This window comes from Streptomyces sp. NPDC055506 (assembly GCF_053643595.1).
Genome location: NZ_JBSHKH010000026.1, coordinates 59,202 through 76,434, shown reverse-complemented (window position 1 = coordinate 76,434; position 17,233 = coordinate 59,202). Strand labels below are relative to the sequence as shown.

The 17,233-nt window shown below is 72.2% G+C and carries 18 protein-coding genes and 2 pseudogenes; 9 read left to right on the top strand and 11 right to left on the bottom strand.

From position 1 onward, the window contains the following. Nucleotides 1-52: 52 nt before the first annotated feature. The 3 genes from ACWIF2_RS13200 to ACWIF2_RS13190 form a co-directional block, all read right to left on the bottom strand. Nucleotides 53-601 (bottom strand): response regulator, encoded by a 549-nt coding sequence (locus ACWIF2_RS13200; protein ID WP_454360263.1) that lies wholly within the window; start codon nt 599-601, stop codon nt 53-55. A 140-nt stretch (nt 602-741) separates the two neighbouring features. After that, the gene (locus ACWIF2_RS13195) at nt 742-1,092 is read right to left on the bottom strand and encodes a chorismate mutase (protein ID WP_454360262.1); all 351 of its coding nucleotides are present in this window, start codon (nt 1,090-1,092) and stop codon (nt 742-744) included. Nucleotides 1,093-1,137: 45 nt separating this feature from the next. Beyond that, the gene (locus ACWIF2_RS13190; RefSeq protein ID WP_454360261.1) at nt 1,138-1,590 is read right to left on the bottom strand and encodes a GNAT family N-acetyltransferase; all 453 of its coding nucleotides are present in this window, start codon (nt 1,588-1,590) and stop codon (nt 1,138-1,140) included. A 122-nt stretch (nt 1,591-1,712) separates the two neighbouring features. On the opposite strand from ACWIF2_RS13190, the gene ACWIF2_RS13185 reads away from it, so the two are divergent. Further along, nucleotides 1,713-2,603, top strand: a complete 891-nt coding sequence (locus ACWIF2_RS13185; protein ID WP_454360260.1) for a hypothetical protein — start codon at nt 1,713-1,715, stop codon at nt 2,601-2,603. A 67-nt stretch (nt 2,604-2,670) separates the two neighbouring features. On the opposite strand, the gene ACWIF2_RS13180 is transcribed toward ACWIF2_RS13185, so the two are convergent. Then, the gene (locus ACWIF2_RS13180; protein WP_454360259.1) at nt 2,671-3,648 is read right to left on the bottom strand and encodes an SDR family oxidoreductase; all 978 of its coding nucleotides are present in this window, start codon (nt 3,646-3,648) and stop codon (nt 2,671-2,673) included. Between the two features lies 1 nt (nt 3,649). Next, a complete protein-coding gene (locus ACWIF2_RS13175; RefSeq protein ID WP_454360258.1) occupies nt 3,650-4,390 on the bottom strand; it encodes an SDR family oxidoreductase in 741 nt (246 codons plus the stop codon). A 55-nt stretch (nt 4,391-4,445) separates the two neighbouring features. Here ACWIF2_RS13175 and ACWIF2_RS13170 point away from each other — a divergent pair, with 55 nt between their 5' ends. The 4 genes from ACWIF2_RS13170 to ACWIF2_RS13155 are packed head-to-tail and all read left to right on the top strand — an operon-like array spanning nt 4,446 to nt 7,841. After that, nucleotides 4,446-5,219, top strand: coding sequence for an enoyl-CoA hydratase family protein (locus tag ACWIF2_RS13170; protein ID WP_454360257.1), 774 nt, complete (start codon nt 4,446-4,448; stop codon nt 5,217-5,219). After that, nucleotides 5,216-6,052 carry a CoA transferase subunit A gene (locus ACWIF2_RS13165; protein WP_454360256.1) on the top strand — a complete coding sequence of 279 codons (837 nt, stop codon included), beginning with the start codon at nt 5,216-5,218 and terminating at the stop codon, nt 6,050-6,052. The genes ACWIF2_RS13170 and ACWIF2_RS13165 overlap by 4 nt, the downstream gene beginning before the upstream one ends. Next, entirely contained in the window at nt 6,049-6,792 is a 744-nt protein-coding gene (locus tag ACWIF2_RS13160; RefSeq protein WP_454360255.1) for a CoA-transferase subunit beta, read from the top strand. Before ACWIF2_RS13165 ends, ACWIF2_RS13160 begins: the two co-directional genes overlap by 4 nt. Then, a complete protein-coding gene (locus ACWIF2_RS13155; RefSeq protein WP_454360268.1) occupies nt 6,792-7,841 on the top strand; it encodes an NAD(P)H-dependent flavin oxidoreductase in 1,050 nt (349 codons plus the stop codon). The genes ACWIF2_RS13160 and ACWIF2_RS13155 overlap by 1 nt, the downstream gene beginning before the upstream one ends. A 4-nt stretch (nt 7,842-7,845) precedes the next feature. Here ACWIF2_RS13155 and ACWIF2_RS13150 read toward each other — a convergent pair whose 3' ends face one another. From ACWIF2_RS13150 to ACWIF2_RS13140, 3 genes are read right to left on the bottom strand one after another with little or no spacing between them, the layout of a single operon-like run. Then, the gene (locus ACWIF2_RS13150) at nt 7,846-9,003 is read right to left on the bottom strand and encodes an acetyl-CoA C-acetyltransferase (protein WP_454360254.1); all 1,158 of its coding nucleotides are present in this window, start codon (nt 9,001-9,003) and stop codon (nt 7,846-7,848) included. Between the two features lie 23 nt (nt 9,004-9,026). Further along, nucleotides 9,027-9,641, bottom strand: a complete 615-nt coding sequence (locus ACWIF2_RS13145) for a TetR/AcrR family transcriptional regulator (RefSeq protein ID WP_454360253.1) — start codon at nt 9,639-9,641, stop codon at nt 9,027-9,029. 15 nt (nt 9,642-9,656) lie between these two features. Further along, entirely contained in the window at nt 9,657-10,445 is a 789-nt protein-coding gene (locus ACWIF2_RS13140; RefSeq protein WP_454360252.1) for an SDR family oxidoreductase, read from the bottom strand. Between the two features lie 47 nt (nt 10,446-10,492). On the opposite strand from ACWIF2_RS13140, the gene ACWIF2_RS13135 reads away from it, so the two are divergent. After that, on the top strand, nt 10,493-11,632 hold the full coding sequence (locus tag ACWIF2_RS13135; RefSeq protein ID WP_454360251.1) for an acyl-CoA dehydrogenase family protein: 1,140 nt from the start codon (nt 10,493-10,495) through the stop codon (nt 11,630-11,632). Nucleotides 11,633-11,755: 123 nt separating this feature from the next. Continuing rightward, nucleotides 11,756-12,718 carry an acyl-CoA dehydrogenase family protein gene (locus ACWIF2_RS13130; RefSeq protein ID WP_454360250.1) on the top strand — a complete coding sequence of 321 codons (963 nt, stop codon included), beginning with the start codon at nt 11,756-11,758 and terminating at the stop codon, nt 12,716-12,718. On the opposite strand, the gene qcrB is transcribed toward ACWIF2_RS13130, so the two are convergent. The 3 genes and pseudogenes from qcrB to ACWIF2_RS13115 form a co-directional block, all read right to left on the bottom strand. After that, nucleotides 12,690-14,348, bottom strand: coding sequence for a cytochrome bc1 complex cytochrome b subunit (qcrB, locus tag ACWIF2_RS13125; protein WP_454360249.1), 1,659 nt, complete (start codon nt 14,346-14,348; stop codon nt 12,690-12,692). The two genes, ACWIF2_RS13130 and qcrB, sit on opposite strands and share 29 nt — an antisense overlap. A gap of 111 nt (nt 14,349-14,459) precedes the next feature. Next, nucleotides 14,460-15,185 carry a vWA domain-containing protein gene (locus ACWIF2_RS13120; RefSeq protein WP_454360248.1) on the bottom strand — a complete coding sequence of 242 codons (726 nt, stop codon included), beginning with the start codon at nt 15,183-15,185 and terminating at the stop codon, nt 14,460-14,462. Between the two features lie 30 nt (nt 15,186-15,215). Further along, nucleotides 15,216-15,365, bottom strand: a pseudogene (locus ACWIF2_RS13115) (ABC transporter ATP-binding protein); the annotation flags it as partial. A gap of 38 nt (nt 15,366-15,403) precedes the next feature. On the opposite strand from ACWIF2_RS13115, the gene ACWIF2_RS13110 reads away from it, so the two are divergent. Both ACWIF2_RS13110 and ACWIF2_RS13105 read left to right on the top strand, forming a co-directional pair. Next, a complete protein-coding gene (locus tag ACWIF2_RS13110; protein ID WP_454360247.1) occupies nt 15,404-16,261 on the top strand; it encodes a hypothetical protein in 858 nt (285 codons plus the stop codon). Further along, nucleotides 16,258-17,215 (top strand): annotated as a pseudogene (locus ACWIF2_RS13105) (ABC transporter ATP-binding protein). Before ACWIF2_RS13110 ends, ACWIF2_RS13105 begins: the two are co-directional and overlap by 4 nt. Nucleotides 17,216-17,233: the final 18 nt, after the last annotated feature.

Sequence of the window (17,233 nt, the reverse complement as noted above, 5' to 3'; positions counted from 1 at the left end):
GCGAGGGTGCGTGCCGGGCGTCGCGACGCTGCGGAGATCCATCAGAAGGCCCCTAGGCGCGGTCTTTTTGCAACTCCCCGTGCGCCCCCACGGGTCGCTGGGTCGGTACGCGCGCGTCGGGATGCGGCAGTGCGGGGCGCGAGGGGTGCGCCACGGCCTCGGTGTGCTCCCGTACGAGGGCGCGCAGCCGGCGCACTTCCCGCTCCAGGGCGAGGTGCCGCTGCTGGGCGTCGTAGAGGTAGCGGACCTTGGTGCGCAGGGCCCAGGGGTCCACGGGCTTCATGACGAGGTCGGCGACGCCGAGGCGGAAGGCGGCGGTGGTCAGTTCGTGGTCGGCGCCGAAGCCGGTGAGCAGGATGACGGGGATGTGCTGGGTCTGTTCGACGCGCCGCATGTAGCGCACCACTTCCAGGCCGCTGACGCCGGGCATGCGCACGTCGAGCAGCAGCAGACCGACCTGGCCGCGGAGCACCTGCTTGAGCGCCTCGTCGCCGCTGGTGGCCCGGCCGAGCAGATAGCCCAGCGGGGCCAGGGCGCTTTCCAGTGCGTAGAGCGTGTCCTCGTGGTCGTCGACGATGAGGATCCTGGTATCCGACGGCATGGCCCGACGCCCCTCCCTCGTGGAGGACCAGAGTAGTCCGGGACACTGACGCGCAGTGCTTGTCAGCTGACATGCTGTGCACAGCGCAGCATGCCCCGCGCGGGGCGCCGTGTCACTCCCCTGAGGGCGGTCGTGCGGGGTCAGTTGCCGCCGGAGGCGGAGCCGTTGAGTGTTTCGTCGGCGATGCGCTCGTGGTGGCGGATGACCTCGGCGACGATGAAGTTCAGGAACTTCTCGGCGAAGGCCGGGTCCAGTTTGGCGTTCTCGGCGAGCGTGCGCAGCCGGTCGATCTGGCGGGACTCGCGGGCCGGGTCGGCGGGCGGCAGCTGGTGCCTGGCCTTGAGGTGGCCGACCTGCTGGGTGCACTTGAAGCGCTCGGCGAGCATGTGGACGACTGCCGCGTCGATGTTGTCGATGCTGTCGCGCAGCCGGGAGAGCTCCTCGCGGACGACGGCGTCGACGTCACCGGTGCCGGTGTTGCTGGTGGTCATGGGGCGTCAGCCTACGGGGAGCAGGCCCGGCCGCCGCACGCCGTCTCACACCTCGGCCGTGCTGAGCCGCTTGTGGAAGTAGACGTCCTCGTGTCCGCCGGGCACGCCCTGGATGCGGGCCCGTTCCCGGTAGCCGAGGCGGGGGTAGAAGCCGGGCGCCTGGAAGCTGTACGTGGAGACGATCATGTCGGTGCAGCCGCGCCTGGCCGCCTCGGCCTCCGCCGCGCGCATCAGCCGGCCGCCCCAGCCGACGTGCCGCTGGTCCTCCCGCACCCAGAGCATGTCCACGGAGCACAGGCTGCCCCAGGTCCAGGCGGTGAGGCCGCCGATCAGCTCGCCGCTCTCGTCGCCGACGCGGACGGAAAGCGGCTCGGTGACGGCGCCGTCGGCGGCGGCGGTGTTGAAAGCGGTCAGCTCCTCGTCGAGCCGCTCTTCGAGGTCGTCGTCCTGGCCGCCCACCCGGAGCTCGGCGGCCACGGTGCGCTGTTCGCTGGTCACGGCCCGGATTCTGCCAGCGGGGCGCGGGCGGGACGACCGGTTTTCGCGGCGGCGGCGCGCGCCCGTGGCCGTCACACTTTCGTACAGTGGAACCGGGTTCTGGGGCGTCTTGGGGGTGAGGCGTGGCGAACGACGGGCCGGTCGAGCACGGCTACCCGCATCTGGAGACGGTGCGGGCCGCCATCACGGCGCTGTACAAGCGACTGTCGTACGACACGATCCAGACGTTCGAGACCAGCGTGGTCCCGGCCGATGTGGCGTTCTGCGACACGGACGACCTGTATCTGGGGGCGCAGCGGGTGGCGCACGAGCTGGTGCGGCACTACCGGCTTCCGGATGCCCGGCTGATCGTGAGCTTCCGGGAGATGCGGCACGCGGCGAACGTCGAGCTGGCGGCCGGGCCGGAGTACTTCGTGGAGCTGAACGACCGGTTCCGCACGCATCGGCGGGACATCGGGGCGGCGCTCGCCCACGAGGTGATGCATGTGTATCTGCACCGCCTCGACCTGTCCTTCCCGGGCGTCCGGGACAACGAGATCCTGACGGACACGGCGACGACGTATCTGGGCGCGGGCTGGCTGCTGCTGGACGCGTTCCGCGAGGACGGGGCGTCGTCGCAGAAGCTGGGCTATCTGACGCCGGAGGAGTTCGGGTACGTGCTGGCCAAGCGGGCCCTGGTCTTCGGGGAGGACCCGTCGGTGTGGTTCACCAGCGCTCAGGCGTACACGGCGTATGTGAAGGGGATGGAGCTGGCCCGGCGCGATGAGCAGCAGCCGCCGCTGACGGCGGCGGGGTGGGCGGGGCGGCGGCGGTACGCCCGGGACCGGCGGCATGCGCCGGCGGGGGCGCCGCCGCAGCCGGGTGTGCGGTACCAGTTCTCTCCCGATGGGGGTGGGCGGTTGCGGGTGTCGTTTCCGTGCCCTACCTGTCATCAGCGGATTCGGGTGCCGGTGCGGGGGCGGGTTCGGGCGCGGTGTGCGTTGTGCCGGAGCGTGCTGGAGTGCGACACGTAGGGTCTCCCACCCATCGCCCGAATCGGTTGGGCAAGAGGAACGCTCGCCTTTCCTACGCCCCGTTTTCCTACGCTCCGTAGACGGCCCCGGGCTCTCCCGCCTCCGCCAGCAGTTTCCGTGCCGTCTCCCCCGCCTCCGCCGGACTCCACCGCTCCCCCTTGTCCGCACTCGGCCCCGGCCGCCACCCCTGCATCACCGTGATCCGGCCGCCCTCCGCCTCGAAGACCCGGCCCGTCACCCCGGCGCTGTCGGCCGAGCCGAGCCAGACGACCAGGGGTGAGACGTTCTCGGGGGCCATCGTGTCGAAGCCCGAGCCGGGTACCGCCATGGTGTCGGCGAAGGTGCGTTCCGTCATGCGGGTCCGGGCGGCGGGGGCGATCGCGTTGACCTGGACGCCGTAGCGGTGCAGTTCGGCCGCGGCCACCAGCGTCAGGGCGACGATCCCGGCCTTCGCGGCGCTGTAGTTGCCCTGTCCGACCGAGCCCAGCAGCCCGGCGCCGCTGCTGGTGTTGACGATGCGGGCCTCGGGCCGGCGGCCCGCCTTGGCCTCGGCCCGCCAGTGCGCGGCGGCGTGCCGCAGGGGCAGGAAGTGGCCCTTGAGGTGGACGCGTACGACGGCGTCGAAGTCGTCCTCGTCGAGGTTGACCAGCATCCGGTCGCGCAGGAAGCCCGCGTTGTTGACGAGCGTGTCGAGCCGGCCGTACGTCTCCAGGGCGGTCCGGATCAGCGAGGCGGCGCCCTCGGTCGTGGCGATGTCACCGGCGTGCGCCACGGCCTCGCCGCCCGCCGCGCGGATCTCCTCGGCGACCCGGGCTGCCGGGCTGCCAGGGCCGGGCGTGCCGTCGGCTTCGGGTGTGCCGCCGGCTTCGGGTGTGCCATCGGCTCCGGGTGTGCCGCCGGCTCCGGGTGTGCCGTCGAGGCCGACGCCGAGGTCGTTGACGACGAGCCGGGCGCCCTCGGCGGCGAACGCGAGGGCGTGCGCACGGCCGAGCCCCCGCCCGGCGCCGGTGACGACGACGACCCGTCCGTCGCGGATTGCGCTCATCTCACAGCTCCTTGTTCGCGGTCGCGGCGTCCAGGAAGGCGGGGCGCTCCCCGCCCCCGTGGACGAGCAGGCTCGCCCCGCTGATGTAGGCGGCCGCGTCGGAGGCGAGGAACACCGCGGCCGCGCCGATGTCGGACGGCTCGGCGAGACGGCCGAGCGGGACGGTGCGGGAGACGGCGGCGATGCCGTCCCGGTCGCCGTAGTGGAGGTGGGACAGCTCGGTGCGGACCATGCCGACGACGAGGGTGTTGACCCGGATGCCGGGCGCCCACTCCACGGCCATCGAGCGGGCGAGGCTCTCCAGGCCCGCCTTGGCGGCACCGTAGGCGGCGGTGCCGGGCGAGGGGCGGCCCCCGCTCACACTGCCGATCATGACGATCGAGCCCTTGGCGCGCCGCAGGTGCTCGTACGCGGCGAGGGACACGGTCAGCGGAGCCACCAGGTTGAGCTCCACCACGCGCGCGTGCCGCTCGGCGTCGGCCGCGGTGAGCAACCGGTGCGGTGCGCCGCCGGCGTTGTTGACCAGGACGTCCACCCGGGGCAGGCCGGCGAAGAAGCGGCGGACCGCCTCGGGGTCACGGACGTCGAGCGGCACGAACTCGGTCCCGGGCCACGGCACTTCCGGGGCCCGGCGGGCGCAGACCACGACCTGGGCCCCCGCCCGCACCAAGGCGCGCGCGATGCCGGCACCGACGCCCCGGGTGCCGCCCGTGACGACGGCGACCTTCCCGTCCAGCTCCATTCGCTGCTACCTTTCCACCTAACAAACGTTTGGTGGAAAGGTAGCTGATGCGGCCATGGGTGTCTCCACCTCGTTCCCGGAAAAAGGTCTCGAAGGGGAAAAGGCCATAGCCGTCGTCACGGTCGACTTCCCGCCGGTGAACGCACTGCCGGTGGCCGGCTGGTTCGCGCTGGCCGAGGCGGTGCGGGCGGCAGGGCGCGACCCGGAGGTCCGGTGCGTGGTCCTGGCGGCCGAGGGGCGGGGGTTCAACGCGGGCGTCGACATCAAGGAGATACAGCGGGACGGGAACAGCGCGCTGATCAGCGCCAACCGCGCCTGCGCGGAGGCCTTCGCGGCGGTCTACGACTGCGCGGTGCCCGTCGTGGCGGCGGTACGGGGCTTCTGTCTGGGCGGCGGCATCGGCCTGGTGGGGAACGCGGACGCGATCGTGGCGAGCGAGGACGCGGTGTTCGGGCTGCCCGAGCTGGACCGGGGAGCCCTGGGCGCGGCCACGCATCTGGCCCGGCTGGTCCCACAACACCTGATGCGCGCCCTGTACTACACCTCCCGCACGGCGAGCGCGGCCGAGCTGCACACGCACGGCTCGGTGTGGCGGGTCGTGCCGCGCGAGGAACTGACGGCCTCCGCCATGGAGTTGGCACACGAGATCGCCGCGAAGGACGGGCGGCTGCTGCGCCTGGCCAAGGCCGCCATCAACGGCATCGACCCCGTCGACGTGCGCCGCAGCTACCGCTTCGAGCAGGGCTTCACCTTCGAGGCGGGCCTCAGTGGTGTGGGTGCGGAGGTGCGCGGCACCTTCGGAAGCGCCGGGAAGGACGGGACACCATGAGCGACAAGACCATGACCGCCGACGAGGCCGTCTCCCGGCTGCACAGCGGCATGACCCTCGGCATCGGCGGCTGGGGCTCGCGCCGCAAGCCGATGGCCCTGGTGAGAGCGTTGCTCCGGTCCGGGATCACCGATCTCACGGTCGTCTCGTACGGCGGCCCGGACGTGGGCATGCTGGCCGCAGCCGGGCGGATCCGGAAGCTGGTCGCGGCCTTCGTCACCCTCGACTCGATCCCCCTGGAGCCGCACTACCGCGCGGCCCGCGAGCGGGGCGCCTTCGAACTGACGGAGATCGACGAGGCGATGTTCATGTGGGGGCTGCGCGCGGCGGCGAACCGGCTGCCGTTCCTGCCGGTGCGGGCCGGGCTCGGTTCGGACGTGATGCGGGTCAACCCCGGCCTGCGGACGGTCACTTCGCCGTACGAGGACGGGGAGACGTTCGTCGCGATGCCCGCCCTGCGGATGGACGCGGCCCTCGTGCACGTCAACCGCGCGGACCGGTCGGGCAACGGCCAGTACCTGGGCCCCGACCCCTACTTCGACGACCTGTTCTGCGAGGCGGCCGACACGGCGTACATGAGCTGCGAACGGATCGTCGACACGGCCGAGTTGACGAAGGCGGGCCCGCCCCAGACCCTGCTGATCAAGCGTCACACGGTCACCGGGGTCGTCGAGGCCCCGCACGGCGCGCATTTCACCTCCTGCGCGCCCGACTACGACCGGGACGAGGCCTTCCAGAAGACCTACGCGACCACTCCCTGGCCGGAGTTCGCGGCCCGGTTCCTCGCCGGGGACGAGCGGGCGTACCGGTCGGCCGTGGAGGAGGGGACATGACGGGGGCCGACCGTGCCGATCACCGCGTGATCACCCGCGCCGAGTACTGCGTGATCGCCTGCGCCGAGGCCTGGCGGGGCGACGGCGAGGTGCTCGCCAGTCCCATGGGGCTGATCCCCTCCGTCGGCGCCCGGCTCGCCCGGCTCACCTTCGCGCCCGACCTGCTGCTGACCGACGGCGAGGCGACGCTCGTCCGCCCGGACGGGACGGCGGAGGGCTGGCTGCCGTACCGGCAGCACCTGGCCTGGGTGACCGGCGGGCGGCGGCACGTGATGATGGGCGCGAGCCAGATCGACCGGTTCGGCAACCAGAACATCTCCTGCGTCGGCGACTGGGAGCGGCCGAAGCGGCAGCTGCTCGGGGTGCGCGGCGCACCGGTCAACACGCTCAACAACCCGACCAGTTACTGGATCCCGAGGCACTCCCGGCGGGTCTTCGTCGAGCGGGTCGACATGGTCTGCGGCGTCGGGTACGACCGTGCGGCCGGTGCGCGGCACCACCGCATCCCACGGGTCGTCTCCGACCTGGGCGTCTTCGACTTCGCCACCCCCGACCGCTCGATGCGGCTGGCCTCGCTGCACCCGGGTGTCACGTTGGAGCAGGTCAGGGAGGCGACGGGCTTCGAGCTGACCGTCCCGGACGAGGTGCCGCCGACCCGTGAACCGACCGCCGAGGAGCTGCGGCTGATCCGTGAGGTCGTCGACCCGGCCGGCACCCGCGCCCGGGAGGTCGCCTCGTGATGGAGACGGCACTGACCCGGCTGACCGGCGTCCGCCATCCGATCGTGCAGACCGGGATGGGCTGGGTGGCGGGCCCGCGCCTGGTCAGTGCCACGGCGAACGCGGGCGCCCTCGGCATCCTGGCCTCCGCGACGATGACGCTCGACCAGCTGCGCGGGGCCGTACGGGAGGTCCGGGCCCGTACCGACGCGCCGTTCGGGGTGAACCTGCGCGCTGACGCGGCGGATGCCGGGGACCGCGTCCGGATCCTGATCGACGAGGGCGTCCGGGTCGCCTCCTTCGCCCTGGCCCCCTCCCGGGAGCTGATCGGCGAGCTCAAGGAGGCCGGTGTGGTCGTCATGCCGACCGTGGGGGCGCGGCGGCACGCCGAGAAGGTCGCGGCGTGGGGCGCGGACGCGGTGCTCGTGCAGGGCACTGAGGGCGGCGGGCACACCGGCGAGGTGGCGACGACTGTGCTGTTGCCGCAGGTGGTCGACGCCGTGGGCATACCGGTCGTGGCGGCGGGCGGGTTCTTCGACGGACGCGGACTGGTCGCGGCCCTCGCCTACGGGGCGGCGGGCGTGGCGATGGGCACGCGGTTCCTGCTCACCTCGGACTCGACCGTGCCGGACGCGGTGAAGGCACGGTATCTGGCGGCGACCGTACGGGATGTGACGGTCACCAGGGCCGTGGACGGGCTGCCGCACCGCATGCTGCGGACGGAGCTGGTCGACGCGCTGGAGCGCTCGGGCCGGGTGCGGGGTGCCCTCCAGGCGGTCCGCAGGGCGGCGGGCTACCGGAAGCTGTCCGGCACGAGCTGGCGCTCGATGCTCCGTGACGGCCGTGCGCTCAGGCACGGGAAGGACCTGAGCTGGGGCCAGGTCCTGCTGGCCGCGAACACCCCGATGCTGCTCAAGGCGTCCATGGTGGACGGCCGTACGGATCTGGGAGTGATGGCGTCCGGGCAGGTCGCCGGGGTGATCGACGACCTGCCGTCCTGCGCGGAACTGGTGGAGCGGATCGTGAAGGAGGCCGAGGACACCTGCCGACGGCTTACCCCTCCCAGGTGACAGCTCACAGCCTCTCGATGATCGTCACATTGGCCTGTCCGCCGCCCTCGCACATGGTCTGCAGGCCGAACCGGCCGCCGGTGCGCTCCAGTTCGTGCAGCAGGGTGGTCATCAGCTTCACGCCGGTGGCACCCAGCGGATGGCCCAGGGCGATGGCACCGCCGTTGACGTTGACCTTGTCCGGGTCCGCGCCGGTCTCCTTCAGCCAGGCCAGGACGACCGGGGCGAAGGCCTCGTTGATCTCGACGAGGTCGATGTCGTCGATGGCCATGCCGGTCTTCTTCAGGGCGTGGGCGGTGGCCGGGATCGGGGCGGTGAGCATCCGGATCGGGTCCTCGCCGCGCACCGAGAGATGGTGCACGCGCGCGCGTGGGGTGAGCCCGTGGTCGCGCACGGCCTGCTCGGAGGCCAGCAGCATCGCCGCCGCCCCGTCGGAGACCTGCGAGGAGCAGGCGGCGGTGATCGTGCCGCCGTCCAGGACCGGTTTGAGCCCGGCCATCTTCTCCAGGGAGGTGTCCCGGCGCGGGCCCTCGTCGGCCGTGACCTCCCCGTACGGCACGGTCTCGCGGTCGAAGCGCCCCTCGTCGATCGCCCGGGCCGCCCGCTGATGGGAGCGCAGCGCGAACTCCTCCTGGTCGCGGCGGCTGATCCCCCACTTCGCGGCGATCATCTCGGCGCCCACGAACTGGTTCACGGGCTTGTCCCCGTACCGTGCCCGCCAGCCCGCGCTGCCCGCGAACGGCCCCTGGGTCAGCCCCAGGGGTTCGGCGGCCTGCCGGGTGGCGAAGGCGATGGGGATCATCGACATGTTCTGCACACCGCCGGCGACCACCAGGTCCTGGGTGCCGGACAGCACGGCCTGTGCCGCGAAGTGCACGGCCTGCTGCGAGGAGCCGCACTGCCGGTCGACGGTGACGCCCGGCACCTCCTCGGGCAGTCCGGCCGCCAGCCAGCAGGTCCGCGCGATGTCCCCGGCCTGCGGCCCGACGGTGTCCAGACAGCCGAGGACGACGTCCTCCACGGCGGCCGGGTCGACGCCCGAGCGGCTCATCAGCTCCTTGAGGGCATGCGCGCCGAGGTCGGCCGGATGGACCGCGCTCAGTCCTCCCCCGCGCCGCCCGACGGGCGTCCGCACCGCTTCGACGATGTAGGCCTCGGCCATGACAACTCCCTCGCAGACAATGGCTATTCGCGTACGGCGATCCCGTCCAGCACCATCGACAGGTACTGCCGGGCGATCTCCTCCGGGCTGTGCTGTCCGCCCGGGCGGTACCAGGACGCGGCGACCCACACCGTGTCGCGCACGAACCGGTAGGTGAGCCGGACGTCGAGGTCGGCACGGAAGGCCCGCTCGGCGACGCCGCGCTCCAGCGTGGACAGCCACGCCTTCTCGAATCGGCGCTGTGACTCGGCGAGGAACGCGAACCGCTCCTGCGCCACGAGCTGCTTGCTCTCCTTCTGGTAGATCGCGACGGCCGGGCGGTGCCGGTCGATCTCCCGGAACGACTCCGTGACCAGGGCCTGAAGCGTCTCGCGCGGACCGTGCCCGGCTTCCAGGACGGCGTCGTAGCCGTCCCAGAGCTCGTCGAGGAAGGTGCGCAGGATCTCCTCCAGCATCGACTCCTTGGAGTCGAAGTGGTAGTAGAGGCTGCCCGCGAGCATGCCCGCGTGGTCCGCGATCTTGCGGACGGTGGTGGCGTTGTAGCCCTGCTCGGCGAAGACCTCGGCGGCGGTGCCGAGGAGTTCGCTACGACGGGCGGGCGCTGCGGTCACCTGGGGCTTCTTCTTCGTAGGAGGCACGGGTCCATTGTCGTCCTAGGCGTGCCGGCTGCTGACGGAGACCACTTCTCCCGTCATGTACGAGGAGTATCCGGAGGCCAGGAACACGATCACGTTGGCCACCTCCCAGGGCTCGGCGTACCGCCCGTAGGCCTCGCGTGCGGTCAGCTCGGCGAGCAGTTCGGGCGTGGTGACCTTCACCAGGTGCGGATGCAGGGCGAGGCTGGGTGCCACGGCGTTGACCCGGACCCCGTAGCCGGCCGCCTCGACCGCCGCGCAGCGGGTCAGCGCCATCACTCCGGCCTTGGCGGCGGCGTAGTGGGCCTGCCCGGCCTGGGCGCGCCAGCCGACGACGGAGGCGTTGTTGACGATCACGCCGCCATGGGTCTCCCTCATGTGGCGGAGCGCGGCCCGCACGCACCGGAAGGTGCCGTTCAGCGTCACGTCCAGGACGCGGGACCACTGGTCGTCGGTCATGTCGACGAGCTCCGCGGTGCCGCCGAGACCGGCGTTGTTGACCACGACGTCGAGGCGTCCGTGCTCCCGCACGGCCGTCTCGAAGAGGGTGCGCACCTGTGTCTCGTCGGTGACGTCGCAGGGCACGGCGGCGACCGACGCCGGGCCGAACTCGGCGGCCAGCTCCGCCTCGTGCTCCTTGAGCCGCCGCACGTGCGCGTCGCTGATCAGCACGCGCGCGCCCTCCTCCAGGAGGCGTCGCGCCGTGGCCCCGCCGATTCCCGCGCCGGCCGCCGCGGTGACGACGGCGGTCCGGCCTGTCAGCAGGCCGTGACCGGGCACGTACGTCGGGCTCTCGACGTCTGTCATGGGCTCACGCTAACCTACCAAACACTTGTTAGGGAAGGAGGGCGGTCGTGGACCTCGTGTTTTCCCCGGCGGACGAGGAGTTCCGCACCGAGGCGCGGGAGTGGCTGGACGCGCATGTGCCGCGCGAGCCGCTGCCCTCGCTGGAGACGGCGGAGGGTTTCGCCGCGCACCGCGCCTGGGAGGCGGAGCTCGCCGCGGACCGCTGGTCGGTGGTCAACTGGCCGTCGGCGTACGGCGGACGGGACTCCGGTCTGCTGCGGTGGCTGCTCTTCGAGGAGGAGTACTACGCGGCGGGCGCCCCGGGACGGGTCGGCCAGAACGGCATCCAGCTGCTCGCCCCGACCCTCCTCGACCACGGCACCGAGGAGCAGCGGGCCCGGGTGCTGCCCGCGATGGCCTCCGGCGAGGTGATCTGGGCGCAGGCCTGGTCGGAGCCCGAGGCCGGTTCGGACCTGGCGTCGCTGCGGGCGCGGGCCGTGCGCACGGACGGGGGCTGGTCGCTGAGCGGCCAGAAGACCTGGTCCTCGCGTGCCGCGTTCGCCGACCGCGCGTTCGGCCTGTTCCGCAGCGACCCCGAGGCCCCGAGACCTCACCAGGGCCTGACGTACCTCATGTTCGGCCTGCGCGCCCCCGGCGTCACGGTCCGCCCGATCGCCCGTCTCGACGGCAAGCCGGCCTTCGCGGAGCTGTTCCTGGACGAGGTCTTCGTGCCCGACGAGGACGTGATCGGCGCACCCGGCCAGGGGTGGCGGATCGCGATGTCGACGGCGGGCAACGAACGCGGGCTGATGCTCCGCTCCCCCGGCCGCTTCCTCGCCACCGCGCGACGGCTGGACGGGCTGTGGCGGGAGCGGGGCGGTCCGGTGCCGGCGCGGGACCGGGTGGCCGATGCCCTGATCGGCGCGCGGGCCTACCAGCTCTTCACGTACGCGGCGGCCTCCCGTTTTCTGGACGGCGAGGCGGTCGGCCCGGAGTCGAGCCTCAACAAGGTCTTCTGGTCCGAACTGGACCTCGCGCTGCACGAGACGGCCCTCGACCTCCTCGGCCCGGAGGGCGAGACGGCGGACACCGACTGGGCGGAGCGGTACGTCTTCGCACTCGCTGGTCCCCTCTACGCGGGCACGAACGAGATCCAGCGCGACATCATCGCCGAACGCCTGCTCGGCCTGCCGAAGGGGCGCCGCTGATGCCGGGGGCTCCGCCGGGGCCGAGGACCGGGCCGACGCCGAGGGCGCCGGAGGAGCCGCGAGCCCTGCCGGAGCGGCCGACCCGGCTGAATCCGCTGATCCGGTGACACCGAAGGGGCACCCATGCGCTTCCTCCTCGACCCCGAGCAACGCGCCTTCGCCGCCTCCCTGGACGCCCTGCTGACGGCGGCAGACACACCGGCGGTGGTGCGGGACTGGAGCCGGGGCGACCATACGAGCGGGCGGGCGCTGTGGGCCCGGGTCGCGGAGGCGGGCGTGTTCGCGCTGGCGGTCCCCGAGGCGTACGAGGGACTGGGGCCGCGCCCCGTCGAACTGGCCGTGGCGTTCGTCGAGCTGGGCCGCCATGCGGTACCGGGCCCGCTGGTCGAGACGATCACGGCGGCGGTGCTCCTCACGGGGGCGGGCCCGGGGATCGCCAAGCGGCTGCTGCCGGGCCTGGCGTCCGGGGAGACGATGGCGACGGTGGCACCGGATGGTGCGCACGCCCTGGACGGTGACGCCGCCACCCTCCGCCTCTCCTGGATGGCCGACGGCATCCGCCTCTCCCCCGGCCACGGCCCCGTCCGCCCCTCCCTCGACCCCGCCCGTCGTCTCACCCCCCTCACCCCCGGCGGCGAGGTCCTCGGCACCGCCACGGACCAGGCCCTCGACTGGGCCCGGCTCGCCACCGCCGCCCAGGCCCTCGGCGCAGGCCTCGCGCTGCTCGACAGAACCGTCGCGTACGTCAAGCAGCGCAGCCAGTTCGGGGTGCCCGTCGGCTCGTTCCAGGCGGTCAAGCACCGGCTGGCCGACGCGAAGATCGCCCTGGAGTTCGCGCGCCCGCTGGTGTTCGGCGCGGCGCTGACCATGCGGCCGGCCGATGTCGCCGCCGCCAAGGTCGCCGCGTGCGAGGCGGCGTACACCACCGCACGTACGGCGCTGCAACTGCACGGCGCGATCGGTTACACGGCGGAGTACGACCTGTCGCTGTGGCTGACCAAGGCCCGGGCTCTGCGCACCGCCTGGGGCGACCCCGTGGAGTGCCGGGCCCTGGTCGTCAGTGCGGCTGGTGATCGCCGCTGGTGATCTCCCGGTACTCCTCCACCGTCGGCTTCTCGATCCGCGCGTCGGGGCCGAACATGGCCTTCGCGAGCCGGGCCCGCAGCCGCTCGGAGCGTTTGACCTTACGGCGGACGCCCCCCGCGTCGGCCTCGGGCCCGATCTCGTACGGCGGGTTCTGCTCGTGCTGGGTGAGGGTGAACAGCTCGCTCTGCGCGAGGGGCTCGTGCAGCTCGATGTACTCGCCGTTGGCCAGCCGCTTGATCGTGCCGGTCTCCCTGCCGTGCAGCACCTTGGCGCGGTCGCGGCGCTGGAGGCCCATACAGATCTTCTTCGTGACGATGAAGGCGACGACCGGCAGCACGAACACGCCGATCCGCACGAACCAGGTGATCACGTTGATGGACAGATGCAGATGGGTGGCCACGATGTCGTTGCCGCCGCCGATCAGCAGCACCGCGTACAGGGTCAGCCAGGCCACGCCCAGGCCGGTGCGCACGGGCGCGTTGCGCGGCCGGTCCAGGATGTGGTGCTCGCGTTTGTCGCCGGTGATCCACGCCTCGATGAAGGGATAGAGGCCGAGGGCGAGCAGGATCAGCGGGAAGAGCGAGAAGGGGATGAACACGCCCAGGACGAGCGTGTGGCCCCAGAGATTGATCTCCCATCCCGGCATCACCCGGATCAGGCCCTCGGAGAACCCGAGGTACCAGTCGGGCTGGGCGCCCGTGGTGACCAGGTCGGGTCGGTAGGGGCCGAAGGCCCACACGGGGTTGATCTGGGCGAGCGCGCCCATCACCGTCAGGACGCCGAAGACGAGGAAGAAGAAGCCGCCCGCCTTGGCCATGTAGACCGGCAGGAAGGGCATCCCGACGACCGACCGCTCCTTGCGGCCGGGGCCCGGGAACTGGGTGTGTTTGTGGTAGAAGACCAGGATCAGATGGGCGGCGACCAGGCCCAGCATGATCCCGGGCAGCAGCAGAACATGAACCGGGTACAGCCGGGAGATGATGTCCTCGCCCGGGAACTCCCCGCCGAAGAGGAAGAACGACAGATACGTCCCGACGATCGGGATCGACAGGATCGCGCCCTGCGCGAAGCGGATGCCGGTGCCGGAGAGCAGGTCGTCGGGGAGCGAGTAGCCGGTGAGGCCGGTGATGATGCCGAGCATCAGCAGGGTCCAGCCGAAGACCCAGTTGAGCTCGCGCGGCTTGCGGAAGGCGCCCGTGAAGAACACCCGCATCATGTGCACCAGCATGCCGGTGATGAAGACCAGCGCCGCCCAGTGGTGGATCTGCCGGATCAGCAGGCCGCCGCGCACGTCGAAGCTGATGTCCAGCGTGGACTCGAAGGCCTTGCTCATGAGCACGCCGTTGAGTTCCGTGTAGGAGCCGTTGTAGACGACCTCCTGCATGCTGGGCTCGAAGAACAGGGTGAGGTAGACGCCCGTGAGGATCAGCACGATGAAGCTGTAGAGGGTGACCTCGCCCAGCATGAAGGACCAGTGGTCGGGGAAGACCTTGCGCATGTTGGCCTTGGCCAGCCCGTAGAGCCCGAGCCGTCCGTCCGCCCAGTCGGCGAGCCGCTCGCCCTTGCCGGCGGGAGGTCTCCTGCGAGCGGAGGCCGTCCCGTACACCCGTCGTGCGCCGTCGTCGCCCATACGTCGTCGCCTCCCCGTGGGATCCTTCCCAGAGTGGCACGGCATCGCGACGGTGCAAATGGGACGTAAGGACGGATAGGCCAAGGGGACGAGCGGGTGACCGGGCCGGGCTCAGACCGGTGGCACGATCCCCGCCGCCCGGGCGGCCACCAGCCACTTCGGGAACTCGCCCACCAGCCGGTCGTACAGCTCGGCGTCCGCCACCCTCCGCGGATCTTCGCCCGCGTGGAAGAACCCGGCGTTGTCGACGACCCGCTTGCCCGGCACGGCCAGCTCGTCGAGCTTGCGCAGGAAGTCGAACTGCTTGCTGCCCGGGTCTCCGAAGCCGATGAACTGCCAGAACAACGGAAGCCTCGCCGCCTTGCACAGATAGCGCTCGGCGGCGAGCTTGTTGATGGGTCCGCCGTCGGTCTGGAAGATCACGAGGGCGGGCTCCGTCGCCCCGCTGTCGAGATAGTGGTCGATGACGGCGTCCATGGCCAGGTGGTAGCTGGTCTTGCCCATGTGCCCGAGCCCGGCCACGATCCGGTCGATCCGCCCCTGGTGATCGGCCAGGGCGATCCCGGTCTCGGCGTCGACATCGGTGGAGAAGAAGACGACCGGCACGGTGCCGTCGTCGTCCAGGTGCGCCGAGAGTCCCAGCACCCGGTCGGCCAGCGCCTGCACACTGCCGTCCTTGTAGTACGGCTTCATCGAGCCGGAGTAGTCGACCACGAGGTAGACCGCGGCCCGCAGCCCGTCGAGGCCGTGCTTCGTGAGGGAGACGCCGGCGCTCTTGTAGAGACTCACCAGCGCGGGAGCGGTCTCCTGGACCTTGCTCAGACTGATCGCGACCATGGCCCCACCCTCCCACTTCCGGCGGAGCCCTCACTCCCCGACGACCACTCCGTCGCTCAGTTCCAGCACCCGGTCGGCCAGCCCGAGGAGTTGCGGGTCGTGGGTGGCGACCAGGGCCGTGACGCCCTCGCTGCGGACCACGGCCCTCAGCAGTTCCATCACCGCCAGGCCGGTCGCGGCGCGCGGAGCGCGAGTCCGACGCGTCGCAGTCGCTTCCCGTGGTCGGGGTCGAGCCGCAGACGTACGCGGAGTTGGCCGGGCAGATGGGACTCGGGGGTTTCACGGCCGACCGGCTGGAGGCCGACGGCGGGGTGCTGGACGCCGTCGCCTCCCCCGAGGTCGCCGAGCGGCTGGGGCGGGCACCGCACCGGATCGTGCTGCCGGGCGGAGCCGTCACGGTGCGGATCACCGCGGTGCGTCCCCGTACCCCGGCCCTTCCCGAGGGCGAGTTCCTGCTGGTCGACGCGGCCGGGCTGAAGGGTTCCGGCGGTGCTTCGATCCTGCTGGCGGCCGGTGCCGGGCTCGACGCGAAGGCCCTGCGGGCGGCCGTGCGGGGCGTCGGGGCGGAGCTCTCCGTGACACTGCGCGGAGAGGAACGCGCGGCGCTGTCCGACTCGCCGTTGCAGGCGGGCGCCGAGCGGATCTACGTCTGGGCCGTCGTGGCGGGCGCGGGGTACGCCCTGCTCGCCCTGGTGCTCGGCCTGCTGCGGTCCGCTCCGGAACGGGCCGCGCTGCTGGCCCGGCTGCGCACCCTGGGCATGACGGCCCGCCAGGGGCGGCAGCTGCTCGGCCTGGAGGCGCTGCCCCTGGCGCTGCTCGCGGCCGGTGGGGGCATGGCCGTCGGCTGGGCCACGGTGGGGCTGCTCGCCCCCGGCATCGACCTGGACCGGCTGGCTCTGCCCGACGCGTCCGGCGTGACGGCGCCGGGGGGTGCCGCGCTGCGGGCCGATGTGTGGTCGCTGGCCCTGCCCGCAGCGGGCGCGGTGCTGCTGGCGGGGGCGGTGGCCGTCGCGCAGGCCTGGTGGGCGGGCCGCCGGACACCAGTCACTCACCTCAGGGCAGGAGACATGCGATGAGCGGTACGACGGAGTCGCTGGCGGAGCTGGAGCGGCGGGCGGCCCACCACCGCGACCGGCCCGCCTACAGGGCATGACGCCCTGATCGCCTGCGACCGGCTGGTGCGGATCTTCGCCAAGCGCGGGGGCGGGGACGCCATGGAGGTGCAGGCGCTCCAGGGGCTCGATCTGCTGGTGCGGGAGGGCGAGTTGATGGCCCTGGTGGGGGCGTCCGGCAGCGGCAAGTCGACCTTGATGAACATCCTCGCGGGCCTGGACGTCCCGACCGCCGGCGCAGCGAAGGTCGCGGGCCGCGATCTGCTGGCGATGGACGCCAAGGCGCGGCTGCGTTACCGGCGTGAGGTGGTCGGCTTCGTCTGGCAGCAGACGGCACGCAATCTGCTGCCCTATCTGACGGCGGCGCAGAACGTCGCCCTGCCCATGCAACTGGCGGGGGCCTCGCGCCGGAAACGGGCCGGACGGGCGGACGACCTGCTGGCCATGCTCGGTGTCGCCGACTGCCGGGACCGGCGTCCGGGGCAGCTGTCCGGCGGTCAGCAGCAGCGCGTCGCGATCGCCGTCGGCCTGGCCAACGCACCCGCCGTACTGCTCGCCGACGAGCCGACCGGCGAACTGGACTCGGCGACCGGGCAGCAGGTCTTCGCGGCGTTCCGCCGGGCCAACGAGGAGCTGGGCACGACAATCGTCATCGTCACGCACGACCAGGCGGTCGCCGGCGAGGTCCGCCGCACGGTGGCCATCCGCGACGGCCGCACCTCGACGGAGGTACTGCGCCGCACGGAGGTCGACGAGGCGGGCCGGGAGTCCCTGGTGGCCCGCGAGTACGCGATGCTCGACCGCGCGGGCCGCCTGCAGCTGCCGGACGAGTACACGACGGCGCTGGGCATGGCGGACCGGGTGCTGCTGGAGCTGGAGGAGGACCACATCCAGGTGTGGCCGGACGCGAACGGCTGACGCCGGCAGACGTGCGAC